This is a genomic window from Sulfuriferula sp. GW1, from assembly GCF_047300855.1.
Taxonomy (GTDB): domain Bacteria; phylum Pseudomonadota; class Gammaproteobacteria; order Burkholderiales; family Sulfuriferulaceae; genus Sulfuriferula.
This window is the reverse complement of record NZ_CP170197.1, coordinates 1696576-1720228: the sequence shown is the minus strand read 5'-3', so window position 1 is coordinate 1720228 and position 23653 is coordinate 1696576. Positions and strand designations below refer to the sequence as shown.

At 58.8% G+C, this 23653-nt stretch carries 12 protein-coding genes; 3 read left to right on the top strand and 9 right to left on the bottom strand.

The window, feature by feature from the left end; all coding sequences use genetic code 11:
• Window positions 1-75 precede the first annotated feature (75 nt).
• From ACFDAU_RS08360 to ACFDAU_RS08330, 7 genes are all read right to left on the bottom strand, one after another.
• Window positions 76-1146 (bottom strand): diguanylate cyclase domain-containing protein, encoded by a 1071-nt coding sequence (locus tag ACFDAU_RS08360; RefSeq protein WP_413436483.1) that lies wholly within the window; start codon window positions 1144-1146, stop codon window positions 76-78.
• A 319-nt stretch (window positions 1147-1465) separates the two neighbouring features.
• Window positions 1466-3229, bottom strand: coding sequence for a putative bifunctional diguanylate cyclase/phosphodiesterase (locus ACFDAU_RS08355; protein WP_413436482.1), 1764 nt, complete (start codon window positions 3227-3229; stop codon window positions 1466-1468).
• A gap of 109 nt (window positions 3230-3338) precedes the next feature.
• Entirely contained in the window at window positions 3339-4898 is a 1560-nt protein-coding gene (locus ACFDAU_RS08350) for an ATP-binding protein (RefSeq protein ID WP_413436481.1), read from the bottom strand.
• Window positions 4899-4927: 29 nt separating this feature from the next.
• Window positions 4928-6388, bottom strand: coding sequence for an RAD55 family ATPase (locus ACFDAU_RS08345; protein ID WP_413436480.1), 1461 nt, complete (start codon window positions 6386-6388; stop codon window positions 4928-4930).
• Entirely contained in the window at window positions 6381-6704 is a 324-nt protein-coding gene (locus tag ACFDAU_RS08340) for a hypothetical protein (RefSeq protein ID WP_413436479.1), read from the bottom strand. The genes ACFDAU_RS08345 and ACFDAU_RS08340 overlap by 8 nt, the downstream gene beginning before the upstream one ends.
• A 165-nt stretch (window positions 6705-6869) precedes the next feature.
• Window positions 6870-15761, bottom strand: coding sequence for a GH36-type glycosyl hydrolase domain-containing protein (locus ACFDAU_RS08335; protein WP_413436478.1), 8892 nt, complete (start codon window positions 15759-15761; stop codon window positions 6870-6872).
• A 153-nt stretch (window positions 15762-15914) separates the two neighbouring features.
• Window positions 15915-16145, bottom strand: coding sequence for a hypothetical protein (locus ACFDAU_RS08330; protein ID WP_413436477.1), 231 nt, complete (start codon window positions 16143-16145; stop codon window positions 15915-15917).
• Between ACFDAU_RS08330 and nirK the strand changes: the two genes are divergently transcribed.
• Genes nirK through ACFDAU_RS08315 form a run of 3 tightly spaced genes read left to right on the top strand, consistent with a single transcriptional unit; the run spans window position 16126 to window position 18916 of the window.
• Window positions 16126-17508, top strand: coding sequence for a copper-containing nitrite reductase (nirK, locus tag ACFDAU_RS08325; protein ID WP_413436476.1), 1383 nt, complete (start codon window positions 16126-16128; stop codon window positions 17506-17508). The two genes, ACFDAU_RS08330 and nirK, sit on opposite strands and share 20 nt — an antisense overlap.
• The gene (locus ACFDAU_RS08320) at window positions 17505-18305 is read left to right on the top strand and encodes a formylglycine-generating enzyme family protein (RefSeq protein ID WP_413436475.1); all 801 of its coding nucleotides are present in this window, start codon (window positions 17505-17507) and stop codon (window positions 18303-18305) included. Before nirK ends, ACFDAU_RS08320 begins: the two co-directional genes overlap by 4 nt.
• Window positions 18302-18916, top strand: a complete 615-nt coding sequence (locus ACFDAU_RS08315) for an SCO family protein (protein ID WP_413436474.1) — start codon at window positions 18302-18304, stop codon at window positions 18914-18916. The genes ACFDAU_RS08320 and ACFDAU_RS08315 overlap by 4 nt, the downstream gene beginning before the upstream one ends.
• 61 nt (window positions 18917-18977) lie before the next feature.
• Here ACFDAU_RS08315 and ACFDAU_RS08310 read toward each other — a convergent pair whose 3' ends face one another.
• Both ACFDAU_RS08310 and ACFDAU_RS08305 read right to left on the bottom strand, forming a co-directional pair.
• Window positions 18978-19619 (bottom strand): 4'-phosphopantetheinyl transferase family protein, encoded by a 642-nt coding sequence (locus tag ACFDAU_RS08310; protein ID WP_413436473.1) that lies wholly within the window; start codon window positions 19617-19619, stop codon window positions 18978-18980.
• Window positions 19616-23593, bottom strand: coding sequence for a Pls/PosA family non-ribosomal peptide synthetase (locus ACFDAU_RS08305; protein WP_413436472.1), 3978 nt, complete (start codon window positions 23591-23593; stop codon window positions 19616-19618). Before ACFDAU_RS08305 ends, ACFDAU_RS08310 begins: the two co-directional genes overlap by 4 nt.
• Window positions 23594-23653: the final 60 nt, after the last annotated feature.

Here is a 23653-nt window from a genome sequence, read left to right as displayed (position 1 = left end):
ATAGAATCAACCGGAAAATTCTGGAGAATCTCTGAGTGCGTTTTCAGAACCGCAATAAAGTGGAATTATTTGGAATTATTGTGCAAATGCATAAAAGGATCTCGTACTTTTCGCGAGGTACATCGCCCTGTCTGCTTTCTTGATCAAACTATCCGCAGTGGTACCATCTTTCGGAAAAATAGATATCCCAATACTGGCGCTTATAATGAGTTTAAGTCCACCGACGTCACATGGCACTTGAATCTCCTTGAGGATATTTTGCGCAATCAAACTGATATCTCGTTCATCACGAACCTCCATTAGCAGGTACAAAAATTCATCTCCCCCGTGACGGCAGACTGTGTCGTCATCACGCGTATTTTCCTTGAGCCGTTCCGATATGGTCCGTAATACGCTGTCGCCAGTGTCATGTCCGTATGTATCATTGATGCCTTTGAAACCATTCAGATCCAAGAACATCACAGCCAATGTCCAGTTATGCCGTTTTGCCTGGGCCAAACCATGTTCTAGCCGATCATTAAACAGCACTCGGTTGGGTAGGCCAGTTAAAGGATCGTGAAATGAGACATGGCGAGCAGCTTTTTCAAGCTTTTCAGCGGCAGCCAATTGATGTTCTAGCAAGTGCCGCTCATTGACCTCATTTTCTAATGCCTGATTCACTGCCGACAACTCTTCAGCAGCATCTTGCACTTTGATTTCAACCGTCTCGCTTTTTTGAATGGCATTTTCAATCTCAGGCAGTGAACCTCGATCTGCAAGCTCTTGCTTGAGAACCGTATTGACCGATGATAACTCTTCGGCAGCTTCTTCCACCATGTCCCTGACGCGTTCGCTTTGGATCAACACGTTGGTCAAGGACTTAACTGGCTTGTCGCCATTCGGAAATTTTGTTTTTGGCTCGATTGTCATGTAAACATACTGTCGGATGAAACCGCTATTTATACACCTTGCAATAAAATAAAAAACATAAAATTTTGCGAAGGTCTGCCTTGTTAAGGGTTGTACGATGCCATCCCTTAACCGACGGGACTGTCTGTACGCGCCCGAGCCCAGCGGGCAGGCGTCGGACAAGCCTAAACAGGCTATGCGCCACTGAACTGTCTTCGTCTCTTCGCTGACGCCGATGGCAGACTGGGTCAAAAGCACGCAGTCACGTTGCAGAAAATCTGGCGCTCAGGATGATTCCCGCACCTATAGCCGGTGAGGGTTCGCTACCGCCCCTTGGACCGCTGGTTGCCACCGGTAGCAATGGTCGAGAACCGGACGTGTGAGAGGCCAGCCTGCAATATCATGATCGTCAAGAATGCCTTCAGATCTGACCGCCTCGTTATACGAAATAGCGAGTCGGTGTGGCGCGCTGTGCAACATCCCTGCCATAGGCACGCATTGAAATACGGCAACGGTTACATCAGCTCCCTGCGCGGCGCAGATCGCGAACCGCTCTGGATGGGAAGTGCCTTGGATATTAATTGGGAAAAGTGATTGATATACCGGTATGCAGCAACGTGGCAATCGCTTCAGCGGTCATCGGATGGCTGAAATAATATCCTTGACCAACATCGCACTGCTGGGTCAGCAGGAATGCGTACTGTTCGGGCGTTTCCACTCCTTCTGCGATGACACGCAGCCTGAGACTTTTACCCATGCCGATCACGGCACTGACGATGGTGGCATCGTCCGGGTTGGTGGTTATCTGGTTCACGAATGACTGGTCGATCTTCAGGGTGTCGATCGGAAACAGCTTAAGGTAACTGAGGCTGGAATAGCCGGTGCCGAAGTCATCTACGGCAAGCATTACGCCCAAATCTGCGATCGCCGGCAGCACAGCATTGCTGAACTCGACATCATGCATTAAGACGCTTTCGGTCAGTTCAAGCTCCAGACAAGCCGGATTCAAGCCCGTCTCTGCGAGGACTGTACGTAAATACTCGAGAAAGTCCTTGGCGCGAAACTCGAGTGCGGAGGTATTGACGGCAATGATGATCGGGGGCAAGCCGGCCTGTCTCCAGGCTTGCGCCTGCAGACAGGCCGTGCGCAGCACCCAGCGGCCTATCGGCAGGATCAGGCCGCACTCTTCGGCGATGGGCACAAAGTGCGCCGGCAGTAGCAGACCGAGTTCCGGATGCTGCCAGCGAATGAGCGCTTCGACACCGACTATCGTGCCGCTGTGAAGATTGATTTTCGGTTGATAGTGCAATACAAATTCCTGCCGTTCCAGCGCACGGCGCAGGCTTGCTTCGACCGATTGGCGCAGGACCGCCCGGGCATTCATACTCTGTTCGAAGAATTTGTAATTGTTGCGTCCATATTCCTTGGCATGGTACATCGCGGTGTCTGCGTTCTTGATCAGGGTTTCCGCATCCTGACCATCGTCGGGGTAGATGCTGATACCGATACTCACGCTGATATGGAGATCGTGCTGGTCGATGCGATGCGGCGCAACGAGCGCTGCGAGCAGCTTTTGGGCAGACAGCGCCGCGTCTTCTGCATGCTCAATATGGGGGAGCAACAACACGAATTCATCGCCTCCCTGGCGACTGACGGTGTCCGACTGTCGCACACAAGCCACCAGGCGTTGCGCCACCGATTGCAGCAGCTGGTCGCCAATACTGTGACCCAGGGAGTCGTTGATATGCTTGAATTGATCCAGGTCCATGAACATCACCGCAAGCTGCGTGCGCTGGCGGCGAGCCAACTCGATCGCCTGGCTCAGCCGGTCTTGCAGCAGTAGTCGATTCGGCAGGTCAGTGAGTACATCGTGATGGGCCAAATGGTCCAGTTCAACTTTGGCAGCCCTGACCTGTTCGGTCAGTTTTTGCGCTTCAATGCTGGCGATGACCAGGTGTGCGTTAGCCTGCTGCAGGCGGAGCATCCGATCGCCGGACGCAGCCTCGCGCGTGGCTGCGGCGCGAATTTCCCGTTCGCGCGCGGTGGCCGCGCCTTCCCGTTCATGGGCTTCTCCTTCGCGCGTCTGCACCGACCCCTCGCGCTGATGGGCGGCTTCTTCACGCAAATCGGCGGCGTGCTCGCGCGAGTCGGCCGCATCTTCTCGTACCGTGGCTGATTTCTCGCGGCTTAAAACAACCGCCGCATCGCCCATGACAGCGCTATCCCTGCGCCGCCTGTCGGCTCCGCGGACAACCTGCTGGTAGCCTTTGCCCTGACTGCCCATGCCGGGTTGGCCCGGGTCATCGGTACCGGAAGCACCATCATTGTCGTTACTGTTCATTGCCGCGCTCCGTTGTCATGCAGAGGCAAGGCTGCAAAGGCCGTTAGGGCTTGCTCCGGCCATTGCAGCGCAGCGCCCGGATGGTCCAGAATACTGATGCCGGAAAAGATCATGGAAATACCCGGGTAATCGCACCATCAAATCCGGATTCTGCAAGCCCCAGCGCCATGTTCAGCGTATCCATCAACTCGTCGAGTTTGATCGGCTTGGTGAGATAGCGGAAGAATCCTGCCTCCAGACCTTTCTCGATATCGTGGCGCATTGCATTGGCACTCAGGGCAATAACCGGGATGTGCGCGGTGACCGGATTTTCGCGCAGCAGATGCACGGCTTGAAAACCGCTGATGCCAGGCAGATTGATGTCCATCAGGATGACATCCGGGAGATGGAGCTTTGCAAGGGCAACGCCAAGATCGCCATTGCGCGCGCTCAGCATGCGCAAATGCGGGTATCTTTCAATGATTTGTTCGACCAGCATCAGATTGGCCGGATTGTCTTCCACATAGAGCAAGGTGCGCAGCACCGGGTTTGCTTGAGCCTGGATAATCCCTGCAGGCATTGTCTGTCCGGAAGCCAATTGCGGCATAAGGTCCCGGCTCAGTTCAATCCAGAATTCGCTGCCCGCTCCAACCGTGCTTTCCACGCCGATCGTTCCTCCCATCAGCTCGATGAGTTGCTTGGTCACCACCAGGCCTATACCCGTTCCTTGCTCGGCGCCGTTTTCCTGCCCGAGACGATTGAACGGCTGGAATAGCTGCGCCAGCTTTTCGGGAGGCAGCCCTGCGCCGCTGTCCTTGACGCTGATGCGCAGGCGTTGCGGAGTGCTCGCGCTGCACGCCACCACGACGGTGCCCTGCTCGCGGTTGTATTTGATGGCGTTGGTAAGCAGGTTGATCAGCACCTGCTTCAGCCGGGTTCGATCGGCATTGACAAACCAGGTGTGGTCGAACGGCAAAAAATCCAGCCGGATGCCGCGTTGTTGCGCCTGTGTCTCGATCATGGCTTGGCATTCACGCACCACATCGATCAGCAGCAAGGGTTCTCGCGACAGCGTCAGCTTGCCGGACTCAATCACCGCGAGATCGAGGATTTCGTTGATCAGTTCCAGCAGATACCATCCCGCCTTGATGATCTGGTGCAACCTGACCATCTGCACGTCGGATGGCGGCGGTGAGCCGGCTTCCAATAACTGGGCGAAGCCGAGAATGGCATTGAGCGGGGTGCGCAACTCATGGCTCATGCTGGACAGAAAAGCCGATTTGGCGAGGCTGGCTTGTTCCGCCACCAGCTTGGCATTCATAAGCTGAATTTTGGTTATTTCGATTTGTTCGACCAGCTTTTGTGCCTCAATGGTCGCAACAACCAGATGTGCGTTGGCTTGCTGCAACGCCAGCATGTGGCCGTCGGATGCTGTCTGGGCCGCCTCGATCGTACTGATCGCCAGCTCGCGCAGGCTAGCCGCGGCCTCGCGCAACAGGACAGCATCCTCGCGAGCAGTGGCTGAGCTCTCGCGGTTCAGAACAGCCGCCTCATCGGCTAAAACAGCGCTTTCCCTGCGCGAGAGCGCTTGTTCCAGGCTGCTTGGCAAGCCGGCATTAGGCTGGCCAATCACACTCTGTTGACCTCGGTCATCGATATCGAAAGCGCCATCATTGTCATTTGTGCTCATTGGCTTCCTTGATCACCGAGACGTTCTGACTACGTGCTGACTGTGGGCCGGCCCGACATGATGCCGTCATATTCAGACAGTGTCGCGCCAATGACGATGCCCGCGTCGCCTATGTCGAACAAACGAATGTCCTTGCTGTGCGCGCTGCCGCGGACTTTCACGACCGAGAGAACGCGTTTGAACTGGCCTGCGATTTCGATATAGCGCTGCACGATAATGGCGTCGGCGAGAAACGCGCTCCCGAAGGGGCTGAAGCGCAAATCGGTATAGCGGTCTTCCAGTTCGGAGGTCATCAATATGGTCACCCCCATGGAGGTCAGCTCGGCAACCATCCGGTACAGCGATCCGCGAAAATCTTCCTGAAACTCGGGTGCCAGTGCCAGTTCGAATCCGGACAGCGAGTCGATGACGACACGCTTCGCCTGCATGCGGTTAATCATTGCGATCAAATCATTCAGGGTTTCATCAATCGACAAATCCAGGGCGCGGGTGTCGATCACCCCCACTTGTCCCGCCTTGACCAACTCATGCAGCTGGCTGCTGAGCAGCTGGCTCGGGCTCTTCTCGAATGCCGCAATCACACCGGGTTCGCCGCGGCGTACGCCTGCGGCGAGAAATTCCGTCGCCAGGATGGTTTTTCCGGAGCCGGATGGCCCGACCACCAGTAGCGAATAGCCGCTGGGCAAGCCGCCGCCCAACATTTCATCCAGGCCGGGTATTCCCATCGGAACACGTTCCTCGCCCGTGGATACCTTGAGGGCTGATCCAGTCGTTTCCCCCTGCTGGATGATCGCGCGCGGGAAAACCTGAATGCCCGCATCACTGATACGGAAGGTATGCAGGCCCGGCGCCTGGGCCTGGCCACGCATTTTGACCACTTGCATCTTGCGCACCATGGAATTGCGGTGCAGATTTTGCGACAGCCAGAGGATGCCGTCCGCCACGGTAAACACCGGGCTGGACTCGGCTTCCGGCAGTAAATATTCGCCGATCAGGAACGTGGTGGCCTGCCAGCTGGTCATTTGCATGCCCAGATGCTGCACGAAGCGTTGCAGCTCGGATGCGCCCTGTTCCGCCTGCTTCGCCGACTGCACCACGGATCGAAACGAATCGACAAATACCAGGCTCGGCGTAAAGTCTTTCACTTCTTCGGCGATACGTTCCAGGACGCGGTCAAAATCGCCTCCGAGGAGATCCGCAGACAGGTTGACGAAGCGGATCGATTGATTGACTTTGGTGATGTCGAAAAACGGGAATTGCTGCTGGTAACGCAGCATTTTCAATGCCGGTTCCCCGAGTACCGTGAAGTACAGTGCCCGGTTATCCGGGTTGGCCAGTGCGAACATGATCTGGTGAGCGAGCGTGGTTTTGCCGCTTCCCGGCGTACCGGCAATCAGGTTGAACGAGAATTCCGGCAGGCCGCCGCCCAACAGGTTGTCCAGACCCGGCACGCCGGTTGGCAGACGCCGTATGCTTACCTTGCTACTCATTTGTGAACTCCTTGCCGGCACTATCCGAAGCGTCATTGCCCCAGGCCGAACGTAAAATACAGGTTGTCAACGGCTCGCCTATTAACGTGGCCAGGATGTCGGTGAATGTGATCAGCAGCAGACTGTTTGCTGCGCTGGCTTGCGCAGGCGTTTGTCCAGCAAGGCTGGTTTTCAATTGTGCAAACCGCTGATCCTGCCGGGATGACAGGTCGGCAGGAGCGAGCCAGGGAAAGCTTGCCTGGGTAAGGAATACACTGCGCGCGTAAAGGGAATTGAACCCCCCTTCACCGACGATGGAAATGATTTGGATAGCCATCTTCCCCCAAAGGTCTATCGCGGCGTCCGCAACTTTTTCGGGGGGCTGTGCCATGAGGCTGTTAATTTTCTGATGCCGCAACAAGTCACTGGTTGCCATAAAAAAATCTCAATAATGGGTCGATATCACGACATGGTGAAATACGGCCGCTGTTTCAATCCGCAGTCAGTATAGGTCTTTTTCCTGACCGGGTACGGCATATACTTTCACTTCGACCGTGTGTGCTTGCTGATCGTCTATCAACGGCAGGGTGTTGTCGTGCTGCTCGGTGCCATCCAGCATCACGCTGGTTGCACCGATCCCGTCATGCGTTTGCAGGACTTCGATGTGGTAGACCGTTTCGCGATAACGGTAGTGGATTTTGAACGACTGCCACGCCGCCGGCAGACACGGGGTGAAATGCAGCTTGTCCACGTCCAGCCTCAGGCCGAGCAGCGATTCCACGATCAGCCGGTACATCCATCCCGCCGATCCCGTGTACCAGCTCCACCCGCCGCGGCCAACATGAGGCGACACCGAGTACACATCGGCTGCGATCACGTAGGGTTCAACCTTGTAGGTCGCCACGCCCGCCGCATCGCGGGCATGGTTGAGGGGGTTGATCATGCTGGTGAGTTCCCATGCACGCTGGCTGTCGCCCAGGGCTGCGAACGCCATGGCAGTCCAGATCGCGCCATGGGTGTACTGGCCGCCGTTTTCACGCACGCCGGGCACGTAGCCGCGGATGTAGCCGGGGTCGAGTTCGGAATTATCGAAGGGCGGATCGAGCAACTGAATCAGGCCCGAATCGCGCCGTACCAGGCGCTTGTACACGGCATCCATGGCGCTGCGCGCGCGCCGGGCATCGCCTGCACCGGACAGCACGGCCCAGCTTTGCGAGATGGAATCAATCTGACATTCGCTATTGCTGGCCGAACCCAGCGGCGTGCCATCGTCAAAGTAGGCGCGCCGGTACCATGCGCCATCCCAGGCATTTTTCTCGATGTTCTGGCCTAGCCTGGCGGCTTCTGCATCGCACAATGCGGCGAAGTCGGGGTCGCCGTACAGGCGTGCGACCTTGGCGAACTGTTTCAGCACCTCGCACAGGAAAAATCCGAGCCAGACGCTTTGGCCCTTGCCCTGCAGCCCGACCAGGTTCATGCCGTCGTTCCAGTCACCGGAACCCATCAGCGGCAGGCCGTGATCGCCGAAGCGGAGCCCGTGCTGAAGCGCGCGCACGCAGTGCTGGTACAGGCTGGCGACGTCCGCGGATTGGCCGGGCAGATCGTAGTATGAGTCCTCGCCGGGTGGGACCAAACGGCCTTCGAGGAAATTCAGCGGCTCATCCAGCACCGCCGCATCGCCGGTACCCAGAACGTAACGGCTGGCCACCAGCGGCAACCACAGATAATCGTCGGAACAATGCGTGCGCACGCCGCGGCCCACGGGCGGATGCCACCAATGCTGCACATCGCCCTGCGGAAACTGGCGCGACCCGCTCAGCAGCAACTGCTCGCGCATCAGTTGCGGCTGGGTGTGAATCAATGCCATGACGTCCTGCAGCTGGTCGCGGAAGCCGAACGCACCGCCGGACTGGTAGTAGCCGGTACGCGCCCACAGGCGACAGGCGATGGTTTGATACATCAGCCAGCCGTTGCTGAGCACGTCGAGAGATTTATCCGGCGTCTCGATCTGCACCGCTCCCAGGGTATGCCGCCAGTGCTGTTGCACGGCGTCATGCACTGTCCGCGCGACGCTGGCGCCACGGAAGCGCGACACCAGCGCATTGGCGTCAGCGGTATTGAGCCCAAGCCCCAGCCTGAACACAATCTCGCGCGTCTCTCCATCGCCCAGCTCGAATTGAACCTGAATGGCTGCGCACGGATCGAGGGCAGCGCCCACCTTGCCCGACAGGCGCGCGCGCAGCATTGCCGCCGGGCTGGCCAGCGTGCCGTTGCGCCCGAGGAACTCGGCACGGTCTCCGCTCAGCGTCAGGACTGCGTCGTCCGCATCCACATCGAAGAACGCGACCCGCTCGGGGAACTCGGTGTTGTACGGGTTTCTGGCGTAGAGCGCACCGTTGTTGCGGGAGATTTCCGTGGTGACGTGCATCACCGACTTCGCGCGCAGATCGCCCAGCACCCATTCGGCATAACCCGTCGCCGACAGCCGGCGTGGCCGGCCCGATTGGTTATGCAGTTTCAGCACGGCGAACTTGACCGATGCATCCAGCGCCACATAAACCGTGAGCTCCGAGGAAATGCCATCCTCGCCATACGCGAACACGCTGTAGCCGAACCCATGGCGGCTGACGTAGGTGCCCGAACCGCGCGCGGGCAGCGGTGTCGGCGACCAGAAATGGCCGCTTTCCTCGTCACGCAGATAGAAGGCTTCGCCGCCGGCATCGCTCACCGGATCGTTCTGCCAGGGTGTAAGACGGAATTCGTGGGCATTCTCGCCCCAGGTGTAAGCCATGCCGTTTTCGGAAATGACCGTGCCGAAACCGGGATTCGCCAGCACGTTGACCCAGGGCGCCGGCGTCACGCGCTCGCGCGTGGTGGTGATGACATACTCCCTGCCGTCGGGGCTGAACCCGCCCAGTCCATTGAACAGGATCAGTTCACGGGGCGTGACGGCAGGGGCCGCATGCGGGCGATGAATTCGAGTGGGAGCGTGGCGCGGAACATAGGATCCCTTGACGACGATACGGTTCAGCTGTTCTTCCAGCGTTCCCCGCGCATCGCTGATAATGGCACGCGCCACCGACTGGAACAGGATGCGATCCTCGTCCGATATCTGGTCTGCGGAGCGCACAAAAATACCACCGGGCCGGTCCATGGAATGCGCTTCGATACCCGCAGTCACCAGCCCCATGATTTGCTCCTGCAGCAACTGCCGGTAACCGGCGCGATCTTCATTCCAGATCACCAGGTCCACCACCAGTCCCTTCAGGCGCCAGTACGCGTGCGCCTGGACCAGTTGCCGCACCAGATCAAGATTGGCCACATCGCCGATCTGCAACAGGACAATGGGGAAATCGCCGGAAATGGCATAGCCCCACAGGCCGGATTGGCCGCGACGGTTCCTCAGCAGCACGCTCGCGTCGGCGCGCAGCGCGGCATTGGCGTAGATCACCGAACCGGCGAGACGGCCGTACAATTGCGCGTCTGCCTCGCTGGCGTTGATCTGGCGCAACACGACCTGGCTATGGGTCCAGGCCAGATCGAACGCGCGGCTGGCGAGCCGGCGATCCTGATATTTCTCGATCAGGCCGACGGCCCCTTCACGACTTTCCCCAACACCGGTCACGATATCGATGATCGCCGTCTGGTCCGGATTGAGCGTGATACGGCAGCGGATGGCGGCAACCGGATCCAGTACGGAGCCGCAACTGCCAGACAGATCCCCCGTCTGCCCCGGCGTTGCCGACGCGTCGTTCAGGGACTGGGGATTGGCCACCGTATTGCAGCGGCCGATGAAGCGCATGCGATCCGTTTCATAAGAAACGGCTCCGCTAACGGCGCCGTGCACTCTCATCAAATGCAACATCCACGGCACCTGCTCGTCGCGCGAACGCGCCCGGCGCGTGCACAGGATTGCCGTGTGCTCGGCGAGTATTTCGGTCTGCACAAACAGATTGCTGAACGCCGGATGCGTCGCGTCCGCAGCGGGCACGGCCAGCACCACTTCTGCATAGCTGGTCACCTCGATGGTTCTGCGGATGCGCGAGCGGTTGGTAATGCTGACCCGGCGCAGCTCGATGTCATCCTCCGGCGAGACCACGATTTCGGTATGCGTATCGATGTCCTGATCGCGGCGGCGAAATTCGGCGCGTCCCTCGGAGAAGATGGCTTCGTATTTTTGTGCGGATCTGAGCGTCGGTTGATGGGCGGCTGACCATACATCTCCGCTTTCCGCATCACGGATGTAGCAGAAGCTGCCCCAGTTATCGCGCGTACTGTCTTCGCGCCAGCGCGTGACCGCAAGTTCCTTCCAGCGGCTGTAGCCCGCACCGGCATTGGTGACCATGACGTGGTAGCGGCCATTGGACAACAGCTGCACTTCCGGTATCGGCGTGTCCGGCGTGGCGAGAATGCGCATCGGCAATTCCAGTTCCCTGGCAGCCGTGGGAACGTCGGATAGCTGGCCGGCATGGGAGAAGAAAACGGTTTCCCTGGGAATACGTTCCTGCAGTAACAGCATGGTCGCCTGGAACAGCGGATCGGATTCAAAGCGGCGCTGCATCGGACGATCCAGCAGCAGGTAGGCCAGAGACAACAGGCTCATGCCCTGGTGATGCGCCATGAACGATCGCACTATGGTGCTCGATTCGCCCCGCCGCTGACGCGACGCGGTGTAATCGATGGCTTCATAAAATCCGAATTTTCCTTCCAGTCCTATGGCGGCGAGCTGCTGCAGATTCTGGCATGCCGCTTCCGGCGCCACCATCAATGCAAGTACCGAAGCATAGGGTGCCACCACCAGGTCCGCGGCGAGTCCGCGTTTGAGACCCAGGCCCGGTACCCCGAATACGCGGTACTGGTAATTGAGATGAACGTCGACCGTGTTGTAGCCGGACTCCGACATACCCCACGGCACCCCGCGCTGTTTCCCGTAGTCGATCTGCCTCTCCACCGCAGCCTTGTAAGTCTGATCGATCAGGGTGTTATCAAAGGTGGGCATCACCAGCAGCGGCATCAGGTACTCGAACATCGAGCCGCTCCACGACAGCAGAGTCGGTTCGCCGCCGGCGCTGGTGAGCAGACGCCCCAGCGCAAACCAGCTTTCCTGCGGCAGCTGTCCTTGCGCAATCGCGACGAAATTGCACAAGCGCGCTTCCGAAGCCAGCAGGTCGTAGTAACTCGTGTCGCGCCGCAGTTCATCCACGTTGTAGCCGATCGCCAGCAAACGGCGCGATTTGTCATACAGGAATTCATATTCCATGCGCGCGAACTCGCCGGATTGCAATGCCAGGCGCTCGATGGTCTCAATGCGCTCATCCGCACGCTGGCTGGCCTGGGTAATGCTGCGTTGCAGGGCTTCGAGCCATTCGCGTTCCTCGGCTGTCAGAGCGGCAGTCAGGCGTTGTTCGATGACTGGCTGCAATCGCTGGCTGAGCCCTGCCAGTTCGCGCAGCGTCGGTATCCCGCTGATACCGGGCAAGTCGCCAAGACCGCCCGGTGCGGCCGGCAGGCTTAGCCAGGGAGCGAGAAAATTCAACTCTTCCAGGGTGCTGCGGCATTGGCGGGCAAGCGTATGCGCCCACCAGCACGCATCCGACTCGGAGGTCAGTTCGGAAATCACCGCACAGGCGTGATCCAGGGCCGGAGGGTGTGCAGCATTCTCCCGAGCCTCCTGGTACGCGTCCGTTACGGCGCGTCGTTGGCCCGCCGCGGTTGTTGCGGCGTGATCATTCTGGGCCAGGTCGGCATCCAGGCTGGCGCCGACCGTCTCGGCACTTGCCGCCAGTTGCGCCAGCTTCGACTGCGCTGCTGCCAGCGTGGCTGGCCGGGAGGCGCATGCCGATTCGATCTCCGCCTGCAGGCGGGTGAGCGCGGTCGAAGTAGCGCCGTGCGTCGCGTCCATCAAAACCGCCAGCGTGTCGTGCAATCCGTCGAACCAGCGCGCTCCCACAATTCTGTCGTCAGGTAGTGCCAGCAGACCCGGGCGCAGCGTCATCAGATGACCGGCAAGATTGCCGCTGTCCACTGCGGAAATGTAGATGGGATGCAGCGGTTTCAACGACAGCGTGTCGTACCAGTTATAGAAATGCCCGCGATGCCGTTCCATGCCTTGCATGGTGTGCAGGGTGTTCGCACTGCGCTCGATGAGTATTCCGGCCGGGATGTAGCCAAAATCGTACGCGGTCAGATTCGCCAGCAGGGCCAGCCCCATGTTGGTCGGCGAGGTGCGATGCGCCAGCGCGGCCCCGCGATACTCCTGATAGTTATCCGGCGGCAGCCAATGGTCTTCCGGCCCGACGAAGGTTTCAAAAAACGCCCAGGTCTTGCGTGATATTTTCTTGAGAAAGCGCGTCTGCCCGGCCGTCAGTTTTGCTTCGCGGCGCGCAAGGGGCGTGCTGACCCACCAGGCGATCGCGGGTGAAGCCAGCCACAGCAGCAGGATGGGCCCTGCGACCAGCAGTACAGCCGGCGACACCTGAGCAAGGTAGATGACCGTCGCTGCGGCCAGCAATGGCGCAATCCACATTGCTCGATACTGGCTGGCCATGTCTGTGCGAGCTGCAACTACCGGTGTGCCGGATGGCGTCCATTCGAGGCGCCGGTGATGCGTCACCAGCATGCGCCAGAGCGTGCGCAGGATCGCATCCAGACTGATAAACGCCTCGTAAGGCAGCCAGGCAAGCGCCAACAGCGCCTGTACCAGATGTCTGCCCAGGGAACGGATTGCGGCGCTGAGATGTTGTTTCAGCAACACGTCTGCCGGTTTGCGAAACATCTCCACCATGGCAGCGCCCAGGGACGGAACCAGCAGAATGGTGATCACCACCACGGTCCACAACCAGGCAGGTGCAACCAGCGTCCAGCCAAGCAACAACAATAGGGTCAATGCGGCAGGCGCGAGACTGCGCCGCAGGTTATCGAACAACTTCCATTGCGACAGCCAGGACAGCGGATTTTTCTGGCGTCTGGCGTCCAACCCCGGCACGCTCGGCAATAACCATTCAAGCAGCTGCCAGTCGCCGCGAATCCAGCGATGACGACGATCCATGTCCGCGCTGTAACGCGCCGGATAGTCCTCATACAACTGCACATCGCTGAGCAGGCCGGAGCGCGCGTAACAACCTTCCAGCAGGTCATGGCTGAGTATCGTGTTTTCCGGGAAGCGGCCACTCAATGAGCGCTCAAAGGCATCCACATCGTAGATTCCCTTGCCAATGAAAGATCCCTCGTGGAACACATCCTGATAAACGTCGGAGACCGCGCGCGTGTATGGGTCGATACCGGCTTCACCGCCGTGCAACCGGGCATAGTGCGAGCGATTCGCACCGGGCAGGCTCACGCTTACGCGCGGCTGCATAATGCCGTATCCGGTGGTGACGCGTTGTTTGCATTCATCGTAGTGCGGGCGATTCAGCGGGTGCGCCATCGCGCCCACCAGTTGACATGCGGCATCGCGCGGGAGTTGCGTGTCCGTATCCAGAGTGATGACGTAGCGTACTCCCGACAGGGCAGCAAGCTGACCGACGATCTGCGCGAAACAATCTGCCGCCCCACCACGCAATAGGGAATTCAGCTCCGCCAGCTTGCCGCGCTTGCGTTCATATCCCATCCACAGCTTTTCCTGCGGGTTCCAGCGGCGCGGGCGGTGAAACAGGAAGAAGGTGTCGGCGCCCGCTGCGCTGCCGTATTTCTGGTTCAGTTCGTCAATTCTAGTCTGCGCCAGTAGCAGCAGCGGCGCGTCTCCAGGTAGCGTTTCCTGGTGCGCATCAGGAAAATCGGTGAGCAGGCCGAACAGCAGTTGGGCATCCCGATTGGCCAGGAAACGCACTTCCAGCGCTTCGATCAAAGCCTCGATACCGGACTCGCTGGTCAGCATGGTAGGGACGACGACCAGCGTGCGGAATGCAGGAGGAATACCCAGGGAGAAATCCATCCTGGGCAATGGATTGGGCGAAGCCAGCAAGGTTGCCAGCCAGTTCACCAGTGCCACTGCCATCTGGCTGGCAGATACCAGCGCAGCGATATCGACCAGTATCAGCAGCCAGGTGGGGATGCCGCTGGCGTAAGCGAACAGCGCCAGTGCGCCGGCGAGCGACAGCGAAATCAGTGCGATGGTCCCGAGATACAGCGGCAACGGAAAACGGCGCCCGATTCTGTGCAATGGCGCAAAGAAGCCGGGGCGCGACGCTACCCTCGTCTCGAGTTCCACACAGCCCTCGCCGATCAGGTAAAACCCCACATGTGCGGTACGATCATCGTTGCCTTTGCTGGCGGCTGCCGTGCCTGCCAACTGGATCGCCTGCTTCGCCACCTCGCCCTCTGACAAAGTGCAATGCCTGGCAATTTTCTCAACCTGATGGCGATAACGGTCGCGCGTCGCGAAATCCATCCCGGCGTAGGCCTCCGCCGGATCATTACGTAACAATTGTTCCACCACACTCATGGATTCCACGAACTGACGCCAGTCTGCAGCGCCGAGGAAACGCAGGCTGCCAATGCTGTTGCTGATTGACACTTGATCGGTGGCTTGCTGCTGGTTTCCGGTCTGGATGAGCTGTTCGATAGTCAGGTTTGATTCAGCAAGTCGCTGCTCTATCCAGGTCAGCGGCAGCGCCAGCGCGGCACCTTGCCCTTGCAGGCGACGCGCAAATTCGGAAACGAACGGCGTGGTCATGGGGGGATTGGATCGCGCCATGTCGGCGGTCAGCAGAATAAGGCTTTTGGGGTCCGTTTCCGCAATCAGAATCATCTGATCTACCCAGGCGTCGGCCAGATTGCGCTCGACTCTGCCGGCAGCGATGCGCACGGCGACACGCCGAAGATTCTCGATCAAAGCCAGTCTCAGCATGATCGGAATTGCCCACAATTCGCCCAGGTCAAGTGGCGCGATCGTTTGATAAGCCGCTACAAAACGGCTGAATCCCCCGCGGTCCACCCTGCCATCACCATGTGAAATAGCCTCCAGCGCGATGGCATAGACGCGTGGCAGCCCGGTGGCCACGAGACGCGGCAGTTCCCGACTGTAAGCCTTGGGCAAATGGCGCTTGGCCGTACGGATCTGTTCTTCGATCAAGTAGAAGTTATCCAGCAGCCATTCCCCTGCCGGCGTAATGCGGCGTTTTGCCGCAACCGCCGCAGTCAGCAGACTGCTCACGTTGACCAGAACCTCTTCATTGGCTGCGAGTCGTGCCAGTAATGGGTTGGGGGCACGTACCGAAGTCAGTCTGTGCATGGCCGCCAGTTTTTTGCCGTGCTGTTCCATCTGATCGGCACTGAACAATTCAGAGCGTAGCGGAGGTTCTTCGTTGGGATAAATTTGTTGCGTGGCGCGTTCGCCCAGGCGTGTTTTTATTTGATGCACGAGGCCGGAGAAAACGCTGCTACGATTTTTCAATTTGGTAATACCAATAATTTTTGCAACAGAATCGATTGCCCGGCTGCGCACTTCAGTACGCCCCCGATTTCTGGCGCAATTGAGATGAATGCGTGTGGCGACAACACTGCCACGCAGACTCAGCCGGAAGCGGTATGTTCGAGAAGAGAGTAATTAAATAATAACCGCTAAACGCGGTACGGTCTGTGCGATATCGCACGTACCCTGCCCAGGGTGCGCAGTTTCGTTATAAGAAAATTCCTCCCGTTTTTTTGAAATTCCTTGATGAAAATCAAGGAAATCCTCCCCTGCAGCACATAGAGTGGGCTTGCCATCCAAGGGGAGAATATTCATGAGAGCCAAATACAAGCTTGCAAGCACCATCATGGCAATTACCTGGGCCATGCTCACATTGCCTTCAGCCAATGTCTTTGCCACAACCGAAGTCGCGTTGCCGATCATCAAGGAGAAGCTGGTCGCGCCACCAGCAGTGCCGCCGCAAATCACACGCAAGACGCCTGCGCGAGTGGTCGTGGATCTGACCATAGAGGAAGTCGAAAAGGAAATCGCCCCGGGAACCCGTTATACCTTTTGGACTTTTGGTGGCACTGTGCCAGGGAAGATGATCCGGGTACGCGAGGGCGATAGTGTGGAATTACACTTAAAAAATCTTCCCGGCAATAAACTGCCGCACAATATCGATCTGCATGCAGTCAGCGGCCCGGGCGGCGGTGCTGCGCAGACCCTGATCGCTCCAGGCAACGAAGCCATATTTACATTCAAGGCGCTCGCGTCTGGCCTGTATGTATATCACTGCGCGACTGCACCGGTTGCCATGCACGTGGCAAACGGCATGTACGGCATGATATTGGTCGAGCCCAAAGAAGGCCTGTCCAAAGTGGACCGCGAATATTATGTGATGCAGGGTGATTTTTATACATCCGGAGCCTATCGTGCCGCAGGCCTGCAAACTTTTGACATACAGAAGGCGATTGATGAAAAACCAACCTATGTCGTGTTCAACGGTTCTGACGGCGCACTGACGGGTACACGCTCTCTCACCGCGAATACGGGTGAGAAAGTGCGGCTATTCTTCGGGGTTGGCGGGCCTAACATCACGTCCAGCTTCCATGTGATCGGGGCCATTTTCGACAAGGTTTATACCGAGGGCGGTACACACTATCAGGAAAATGTACAAACCACGATGGTGCCAGCAGGAGGATCGGCCATTGTTGAGTTTGTGCCGAAAGTACCTGGAAATCTCACGCTGGTAGACCATTCCCTCACCCGTGCTTTCAACAAGGGCGCCATCGGCCTGCTGGCAGTCAGCGGCGCTGAGCAACCGGACATCTACAGCAAAGGCGTGATCAAACCACTGCCCGGCAGCCTGGCGAAACCTGCCCCCACTGCTGCGCCCGTTCCGGCAGCTAGCGATACGCTCCTGGCCAAAGGCAAGGCAGTATATGACCGCACTTGTGTTGCTTGTCACCAGGCGGATGGCAAGGGAGTCGCCACGGTGTTTCCACCTTTGGTGAATTCCGACTTTTTCCAGCAACGCCCTTACGAAATGGCACACATTGTGTTGCATGGTCGTAGCGGGGAACTGGTGGTCAACGGCCAGCATTACAACTCGGTGATGCCGCCGCAGGACCTCAATGATGAGGATATCGCGGCGGTGATCAATTACATCAGCGTCCACATGAACAACGGCAAAGCCATTCTCACCCCGGCGCAGGTCAAGGAAATGCGTCAGGTGAAACAACAGTGACAGCGATACCTCGATTCATCGTCGCCTTCCTCATATACGGGGGGTTAACGGTGGGTGCAACTGCAGGAGAGTACATTGCCTTGCCGGGTGGTGAATTCCGCAGTGTATTGCCGGTGGACGGGAAAACGGAGCCAGCAAAAATCGCGCCCTTTTTGTTGCGAACGCGGCCCGTCAGCAATGCGGAATATCGCGACTTTGTAATAGCGCATCCTGCATGGCGCCGTGGCAGTGTTCCTACGGTGTTTGCAGGAGCAGACTACCTTATCGACTGGGCCGGTCCGACGGACCCGGGCACACTTGATCCGTCGGGGCCGGTCACCGAGGTCAGCTGGTACGCAGCTACGGCCTTTTGCGAAAGCGAACAGGCGCGACTCCCGTTCTGGTACGAGTGGGAGTTTTCTGCCGCAGCGGATGAGACCCGCACCGATGCACGCGATGATCCTGCATGGCTTAGCAAAATTCTTGCCTGGTATGCCCACCCCGCCACTGTGCCTCCACAGCAGATTGGTTTAACCCCTCCTAACCGTTATGGCATTTATGATATGCACGGACTGGTGTGGGAGTGGGTGGAGGACTTCAATGGCCTGTTTGTCAGTGCCGACAGCCGCGCCCAGGGCGAGCAAAAAAAACTCGAATTCTGCGGTGGTGCGGCTTTGTCGCTTGGTGATCGGAGAAATTATGCGGTGCTGATGCGGCTGGCCCTGCTGGCCGCAATGGAAGGTAATCAGACTGGCCGGTATCTCGGATTCCGGTGTGTTCGCGATCCTGTTGCAAGCAAACAAGGAAAAACGTCATGAATGCAGGCAAAGTACTGAAACGAGTGCTACTGGCAGTAACCTTAATCGTTGCCATGCCCTGTTCCTTAATGGCACAGGCGGCAGGCACCACTGATACAGCCAGGACGCTGCCTGCAGACTCGCTCTACTGGCTATCCATGCCACTCACCGACTCGCAAGGCAAACATTTTAAATTGCGTGATCTGGCCGGACATCTGGTTCTGGTCACGATGTTCTATGGCGATTGCAATACCGCCTGCCCCATCGTGCTGGAAAATTTGCAGAGAACGATTGCCGCGGTACAGCCTCGGGATAACAAACTGACCGTGTTGATGATCAGTCTGAACCCAACCCAGGATACGCCTGCGACGCTAGCCAGGCTGGGCGAATCTCACCATCTGGACAAAAAGGTGTTCCGGCTTTCCATCAGCGACAACGATGCACATACCCGAGCCATAGCATCCGCGCTCGGCGTTAAATATCGCGTGCTGGGAGATGGTGAAATCAACCATAGCACCCGCATTGTGCTACTTGACGCGACTGGCAGGATCATCGCCAGCAGTACTCAACTCGGCGCGAAACCCGACCAGGATTTCCTGAAGCAGATACGTGCTGCATTAAAGCTGTCCTGATTGACAACGCGTTCCCGGGGTGTGCTTTGTACTCAGCGGGCCGGAACACTGTTTGTCTGACTTAAACAGCAACTGCAATCAGCCATTCCGTTTCCAGGTAATGATGCGAAACACGGAGGCTTTGATTCCCGCTCACCGTCTGCGCTTCTACCAGCCGCAAACCAAGCCGCTTGCAGCTGGCTTCCAGTGCTGTCCACAACTCGAAGAAGCGTCTCTGTTTCGCCGCCCCCCCCAATTGATTCAATACCATGCAGTCATTAGCACTGAAATATACTGCTGCGGCATCTTCCATACCCATTAACTCACGCACCTGTTCAATATCCACCCCCACCGGATGATTGCGGCACAGGGCAATGGCACACCAGCCGTTACGGCGCGCGAGATTGAAATGCAGCTGACCGGCGTGAGGTGCCGCGAGAGTGGGTTTGCCCAGGTTTTGCTGGGCGTAGGCGATGGCAGCCGGAGCGCAGCCGAGGTAGTGGCTGAGCACGGCGCGCAGCAACACGCGCGAGGCGGTGAATTGCTGCGCAGCGACGCGGTTGCCATAAGCCGTTGCGCGCTGGAACTCGCTGGCGTCGAGGCTCTCCGTCGGGACATTCTGAGGCAGCGGAACAGCAAGGTACTCCGCCCCGTCTGCCAGCTTCGGCAGGGTTTCCGGGGTGAGTCCAAAAAGAGCAAGCAGCGCGACGCTATCGATGGTCAAGCGGCTTCTTTCTGCGCCGGGGCGCCGACCCAGTGGGTGTCTTGCGGCAGAGTTTCGCCTTTCATCATCAGGGAAAGTGCGCCGAGACTGGAGCCGGGTTCCATCACGGTATCGTAGAGCACGACGCCGCTCTCCCCCACCGCGCAGTCATCGCCCACCCGCACGTGGGACATTTTCATGATGCGGTCTTCGAACAAGTGCGTTTGCAACGACACGTCATGCGAAATGACGGCGTCGTTGCCGATGTGCACCAGGTCGAATTCGGTAAAAAAAGTGGTGGCGATGAAGGCGCGCTTGCCGACCTTGACGCCGAACAGCCTCAATATCCAGCCGGCAAACGGGGTGCCCAGCAGCGGCGTAATCAATAACGGTGCAGCGGTGTTTTCATACAGGCCGGTGACGAATTCGGCGCGGCGCACGAAGTGGCTCCATAGCGGTTCCACACGCGGCTTGTAGGCGCCCACCATGAGCCATTTTACCGCGGCAGCGAACAGGGTGACGGCGACCACAACGGCGATGGAGACCAGCGGCAGCAGCGCCAGTACCACAGGCAGATCGTAGGCATCATCCAGCCAGTCCTGGGTCTGCAGCACTACAGCGACGGCACCAAAGGACAGTGCCGCAGGCAGAATAATCCGCAGCATCTCGTAACCATAGCGCATGGCGACCTGACGACGGCTGGGACGATAGGTATCGGTTTCGCTAAAGCCTTCCACCATTTGCCGGCGCGGCAGGAAGAAGCTGGGCAGGCCGACCCAGGCGCTGCCTGCCGGCATGGACTGGCGCGGCGGGGTAGACAGTACGCCGATCAGGCTGCCGTCCGGAACCGTCGCCCCCACTGGCAATGCTGCGGCGTTGCCAATAAATGCACGCGCGCCGACTCGCACCGGTTGCAGTGTGACGAGGCCATGATGGATGCGCGCCGCGCCAACCGAAACCTGATCGGCCAGAAAAGTTTCCTCACCAATTTCGAGCAGGTCGGGCGTGAGGTTGGAGACGGTGGAGATTTCTGCGCGCGCGCCGATCTTGGCGCCCAGCATGCGCAGGAACGGCGGCAGATAAAGCGTGGCATACAGGGCCTGGTTGAACAGCAGGCTGGTTTCCGCGAGCTTGTCCACCAGCCATTTGCGCAGGTAAAAGGCGGATTCGACCGGGTACACGCCCGCCTCCAGTTTGGGCAGGATCAGCCGTTTGAGTGCCACCACCAGGATGGACAGCGTGATCGCGTACAACAGACCTGCGGGCAGCAGCGCCACCAGATAGCCAGCCAGGCCCGCGTGATGCGTCAGATACAGGATCAGCGCCAGTCCCGGTACGATCGCCAGCGCGGGCACCAGCGGCAGCACGGCGAAAGCGGCGATCCAGTAACCGGCAAGCATGGACCAGCTTGGCAAGGGCTTGGCCGGACGCGCCGGAGTGCCATTCAGCAAAGTGGCTGACAGGCCTACCGGCCGTGCGGGAGAGCCCTCCCACGCCTCATTGGCGGGAATCGTCGCCCCGGCGGGGAGCAGCGACTTTTCCAGCAGTGCTGCATTGTCGCCGATCCGGGTATGAATGCCGACCACTGCCTGGCTGCCGACATGACTGCCCGCGCCCAGAACTATCGGTCCCAGTTCCAGGCGACCATCGCGTACGCTATAGCCCAGCAACTGGGCATTGTGGTTGACACTCGCATCCGCACCGATTTCCAGCATGTCAAAGGCAGCGATCTGCTGGGTGCCGATGTGGCTATGTTTGCCGACCCTGGTTCCCATCAGGCGCAGATACAAGCGCATCAGCGGTGAACCGGCGATGAGATGAAGGGGTACCAGTGCCGCCACCCGTCCCACCAGCCAGAAACGGAAATAATAGCTGCCCCATAGCGGATAGCTGCCGGCGCGGTAGCGGCCAATGACCAGCCATTTCACCGCCGCCGCCAACAGGATCGTCAGCACCGGATAAGTCAGCGCGATGACGCTTACCGTGCCCAGCAAACCCACTGCCTGCATCAAGCCGTTTTCCGTGAGGATAACGCCACCGACAATGGCCAGCATCAGTGCAGGCAGGAAGAACAGCAGATACAGTGCAAACGCCTGTCCGGTACCGGTCAGGAAATAACGCAGATTACGCAGCCAGTCGGGTGCGGCGGCATGCACTGGAGCAGGCAACACGCTGGGCTGCGGACGGGCCTTGGCCAGATAGTGCGCCAGGCGTTGCACGGTCGGATGGGTGTAAAGATCGGACAGGCTCACGTGCGCCATGCCGGGTTGTTTGCGTAGCTGCGACACGGCCAGTGCGGCAAACAGCGAATGCCCGCCCAGATCGAGGAAGAAATCGTCCACTACAGACACTTGCTCCAGCCCCAGCACTGTGCCCCAGACGCTGGCGATGGCGGTTTCCAGTTCGCCCTGCGGTGCCACTTTCTGGCCGCTGGCAACCAGGCGATGAAAACCGGGTTTGGGTAACGCAGCGCGGTTGATTTTGCCGCTGGACAGCGTCGGCAGATCACCCACAATCTCGAAATACGCCGGGATCATGTAGGCAGGCAAATCCTGGCGCAGCAGCGCTGCCACGGCCTTGTGGTCGATCCCGCTGCTGGCTTTGGGGACGATGTAGGCGACCAGTTCTTCAATGCCGTCATCCTGCCGGGCTACGGTCACGGCGGCAGCCTGGATATCGGGCGCGCGCAGCAATACCGATTCGATCTCACCCAGTTCGATGCGATAACCGCGCAGCTTCACCTGCAGATCGGCGCGCCCCAGGTATTCGATTTCGCCTTCCGGGTTAAGCCGGCCCAGATCGCCGGTGCGGTAGAGACGCTCCGGTTCCAGGGACAAGGGATTGGACAGAAAGCGTTCTGCTGTGAGCTGGGGCCGATTGGTATAGCCGCGTGCCACGCCAACGCCGCCGATGTAGATCTCGCCGATGGCGCCGTCCGGCACCGGCTGCATGGCCTCATCCAGCAAATAAATCGTGTAGGTGGGCAGCGCGCGGCCGATGGTCACCGGCTTGTTGGGGGAAAGCTCCGCCCAGGTCGCCGAAGCGGTCGCCTCGGTCGGGCCGTAGGTATTGATGAAGCGCAGGCCCGGGCGCGACCAGCGCTTGACCAGATGCGGCGGGCAGGCTTCGCCGCCGACGTTGATGAAACGCAGCGTGGGAATGTTTTTATCGATCAGGGACAGCAGCGTGGGTACGGTGCATAGCACGGTCACTAGCTGCGCGTTGAGGAAATCCGCCAGCCGATCGCCCAGCGCAGCTTCCTTGTCCGCCGGGCCGGCGATGAGGGTGGCGCCAGCATTGAAAGTTGTCCAGATTTCCTCGATGGAAAAATCAAACGAGATGGATAGCCCCTGATACACACGGTCTTGAGGCACGATGCCGTAAACTCCGGTGGCAACCTGGATGAAGTTCACGGCGCTGCGATGCTCGACCTCCACTCCCTTGGGTTTGCCGGTGGAGCCCGAGGTGTAGATGATGTAGCACAGCATGCGCTCCAGGTTATCCGGAAGCTTGCCAGTCAGCCGCGTGGCAGGCAGTGCCCGCAGGCGCTCGGTTTCTTTATCAAGCAACAGATACGCGCACGGCAGGCCAGCCAATAACGGGGCATAACGCGAGTGGCTGACCAGCAGGCTGAATGCGGCATCTTCCGCGATATAGGCAATGCGCTCGGCCGGGAAGCTGGCGTCCAGCGGCACGTAGGCGGCGCCCAGCTTGAGGATGGCAATGACGGCGACGTAGGTTTGCAGCGAGCGGTCCAGCAGCACGCCCACCTTGTCGCCCGCCGCCACCCCCTCACTGTGCAGGCGCCAAGCCATGCGGTTGGCAAGCCATTCCAGTTCAAGGTAGGTATATTCAACGCCTTCACATACCAGCGCCGTCCGATCCGGCGTGGCATCCACCGTATTTTCAAATAATTGATGCAGGCCAGCAATGCGCTGCTCATGGGGTTTCCCTGGAGAAGCATCGGATGCTGCCTGAAAAGCCTGCAAATTCATTTTTCGGTACCTAAAGTTGGACTGGCACCGCTATTAACGTGCCAGCCCTTCTTAAGTTTA

What these genes read in the sequence shown, in the direction of transcription:
- nirK (WP_413436476.1), top strand. Translation starts at nt 16,126, where the DNA reads ATGGCAATTACCTGGGCCATGCTCACATTGCCTTCAGCCAATGTCTTT.
- ACFDAU_RS08350 (WP_413436481.1), bottom strand. Translation starts at nt 4,898, where the DNA reads ATGAGCACAAATGACAATGATGGCGCTTTCGATATCGATGACCGAGGT.
- ACFDAU_RS08330 (WP_413436477.1), bottom strand. Translation starts at nt 16,145, where the DNA reads ATGGCCCAGGTAATTGCCATGATGGTGCTTGCAAGCTTGTATTTGGCT.
- ACFDAU_RS08340 (WP_413436479.1), bottom strand. Translation starts at nt 6,704, where the DNA reads ATGGCTATCCAAATCATTTCCATCGTCGGTGAAGGGGGGTTCAATTCC.
- ACFDAU_RS08305 (WP_413436472.1), bottom strand. Translation starts at nt 23,593, where the DNA reads ATGAATTTGCAGGCTTTTCAGGCAGCATCCGATGCTTCTCCAGGGAAA.
- ACFDAU_RS08355 (WP_413436482.1), bottom strand. Translation starts at nt 3,229, where the DNA reads ATGAACAGTAACGACAATGATGGTGCTTCCGGTACCGATGACCCGGGC.
- ACFDAU_RS08315 (WP_413436474.1), top strand. Translation starts at nt 18,302, where the DNA reads ATGAATGCAGGCAAAGTACTGAAACGAGTGCTACTGGCAGTAACCTTA.
- ACFDAU_RS08345 (WP_413436480.1), bottom strand. Translation starts at nt 6,388, where the DNA reads ATGAGTAGCAAGGTAAGCATACGGCGTCTGCCAACCGGCGTGCCGGGT.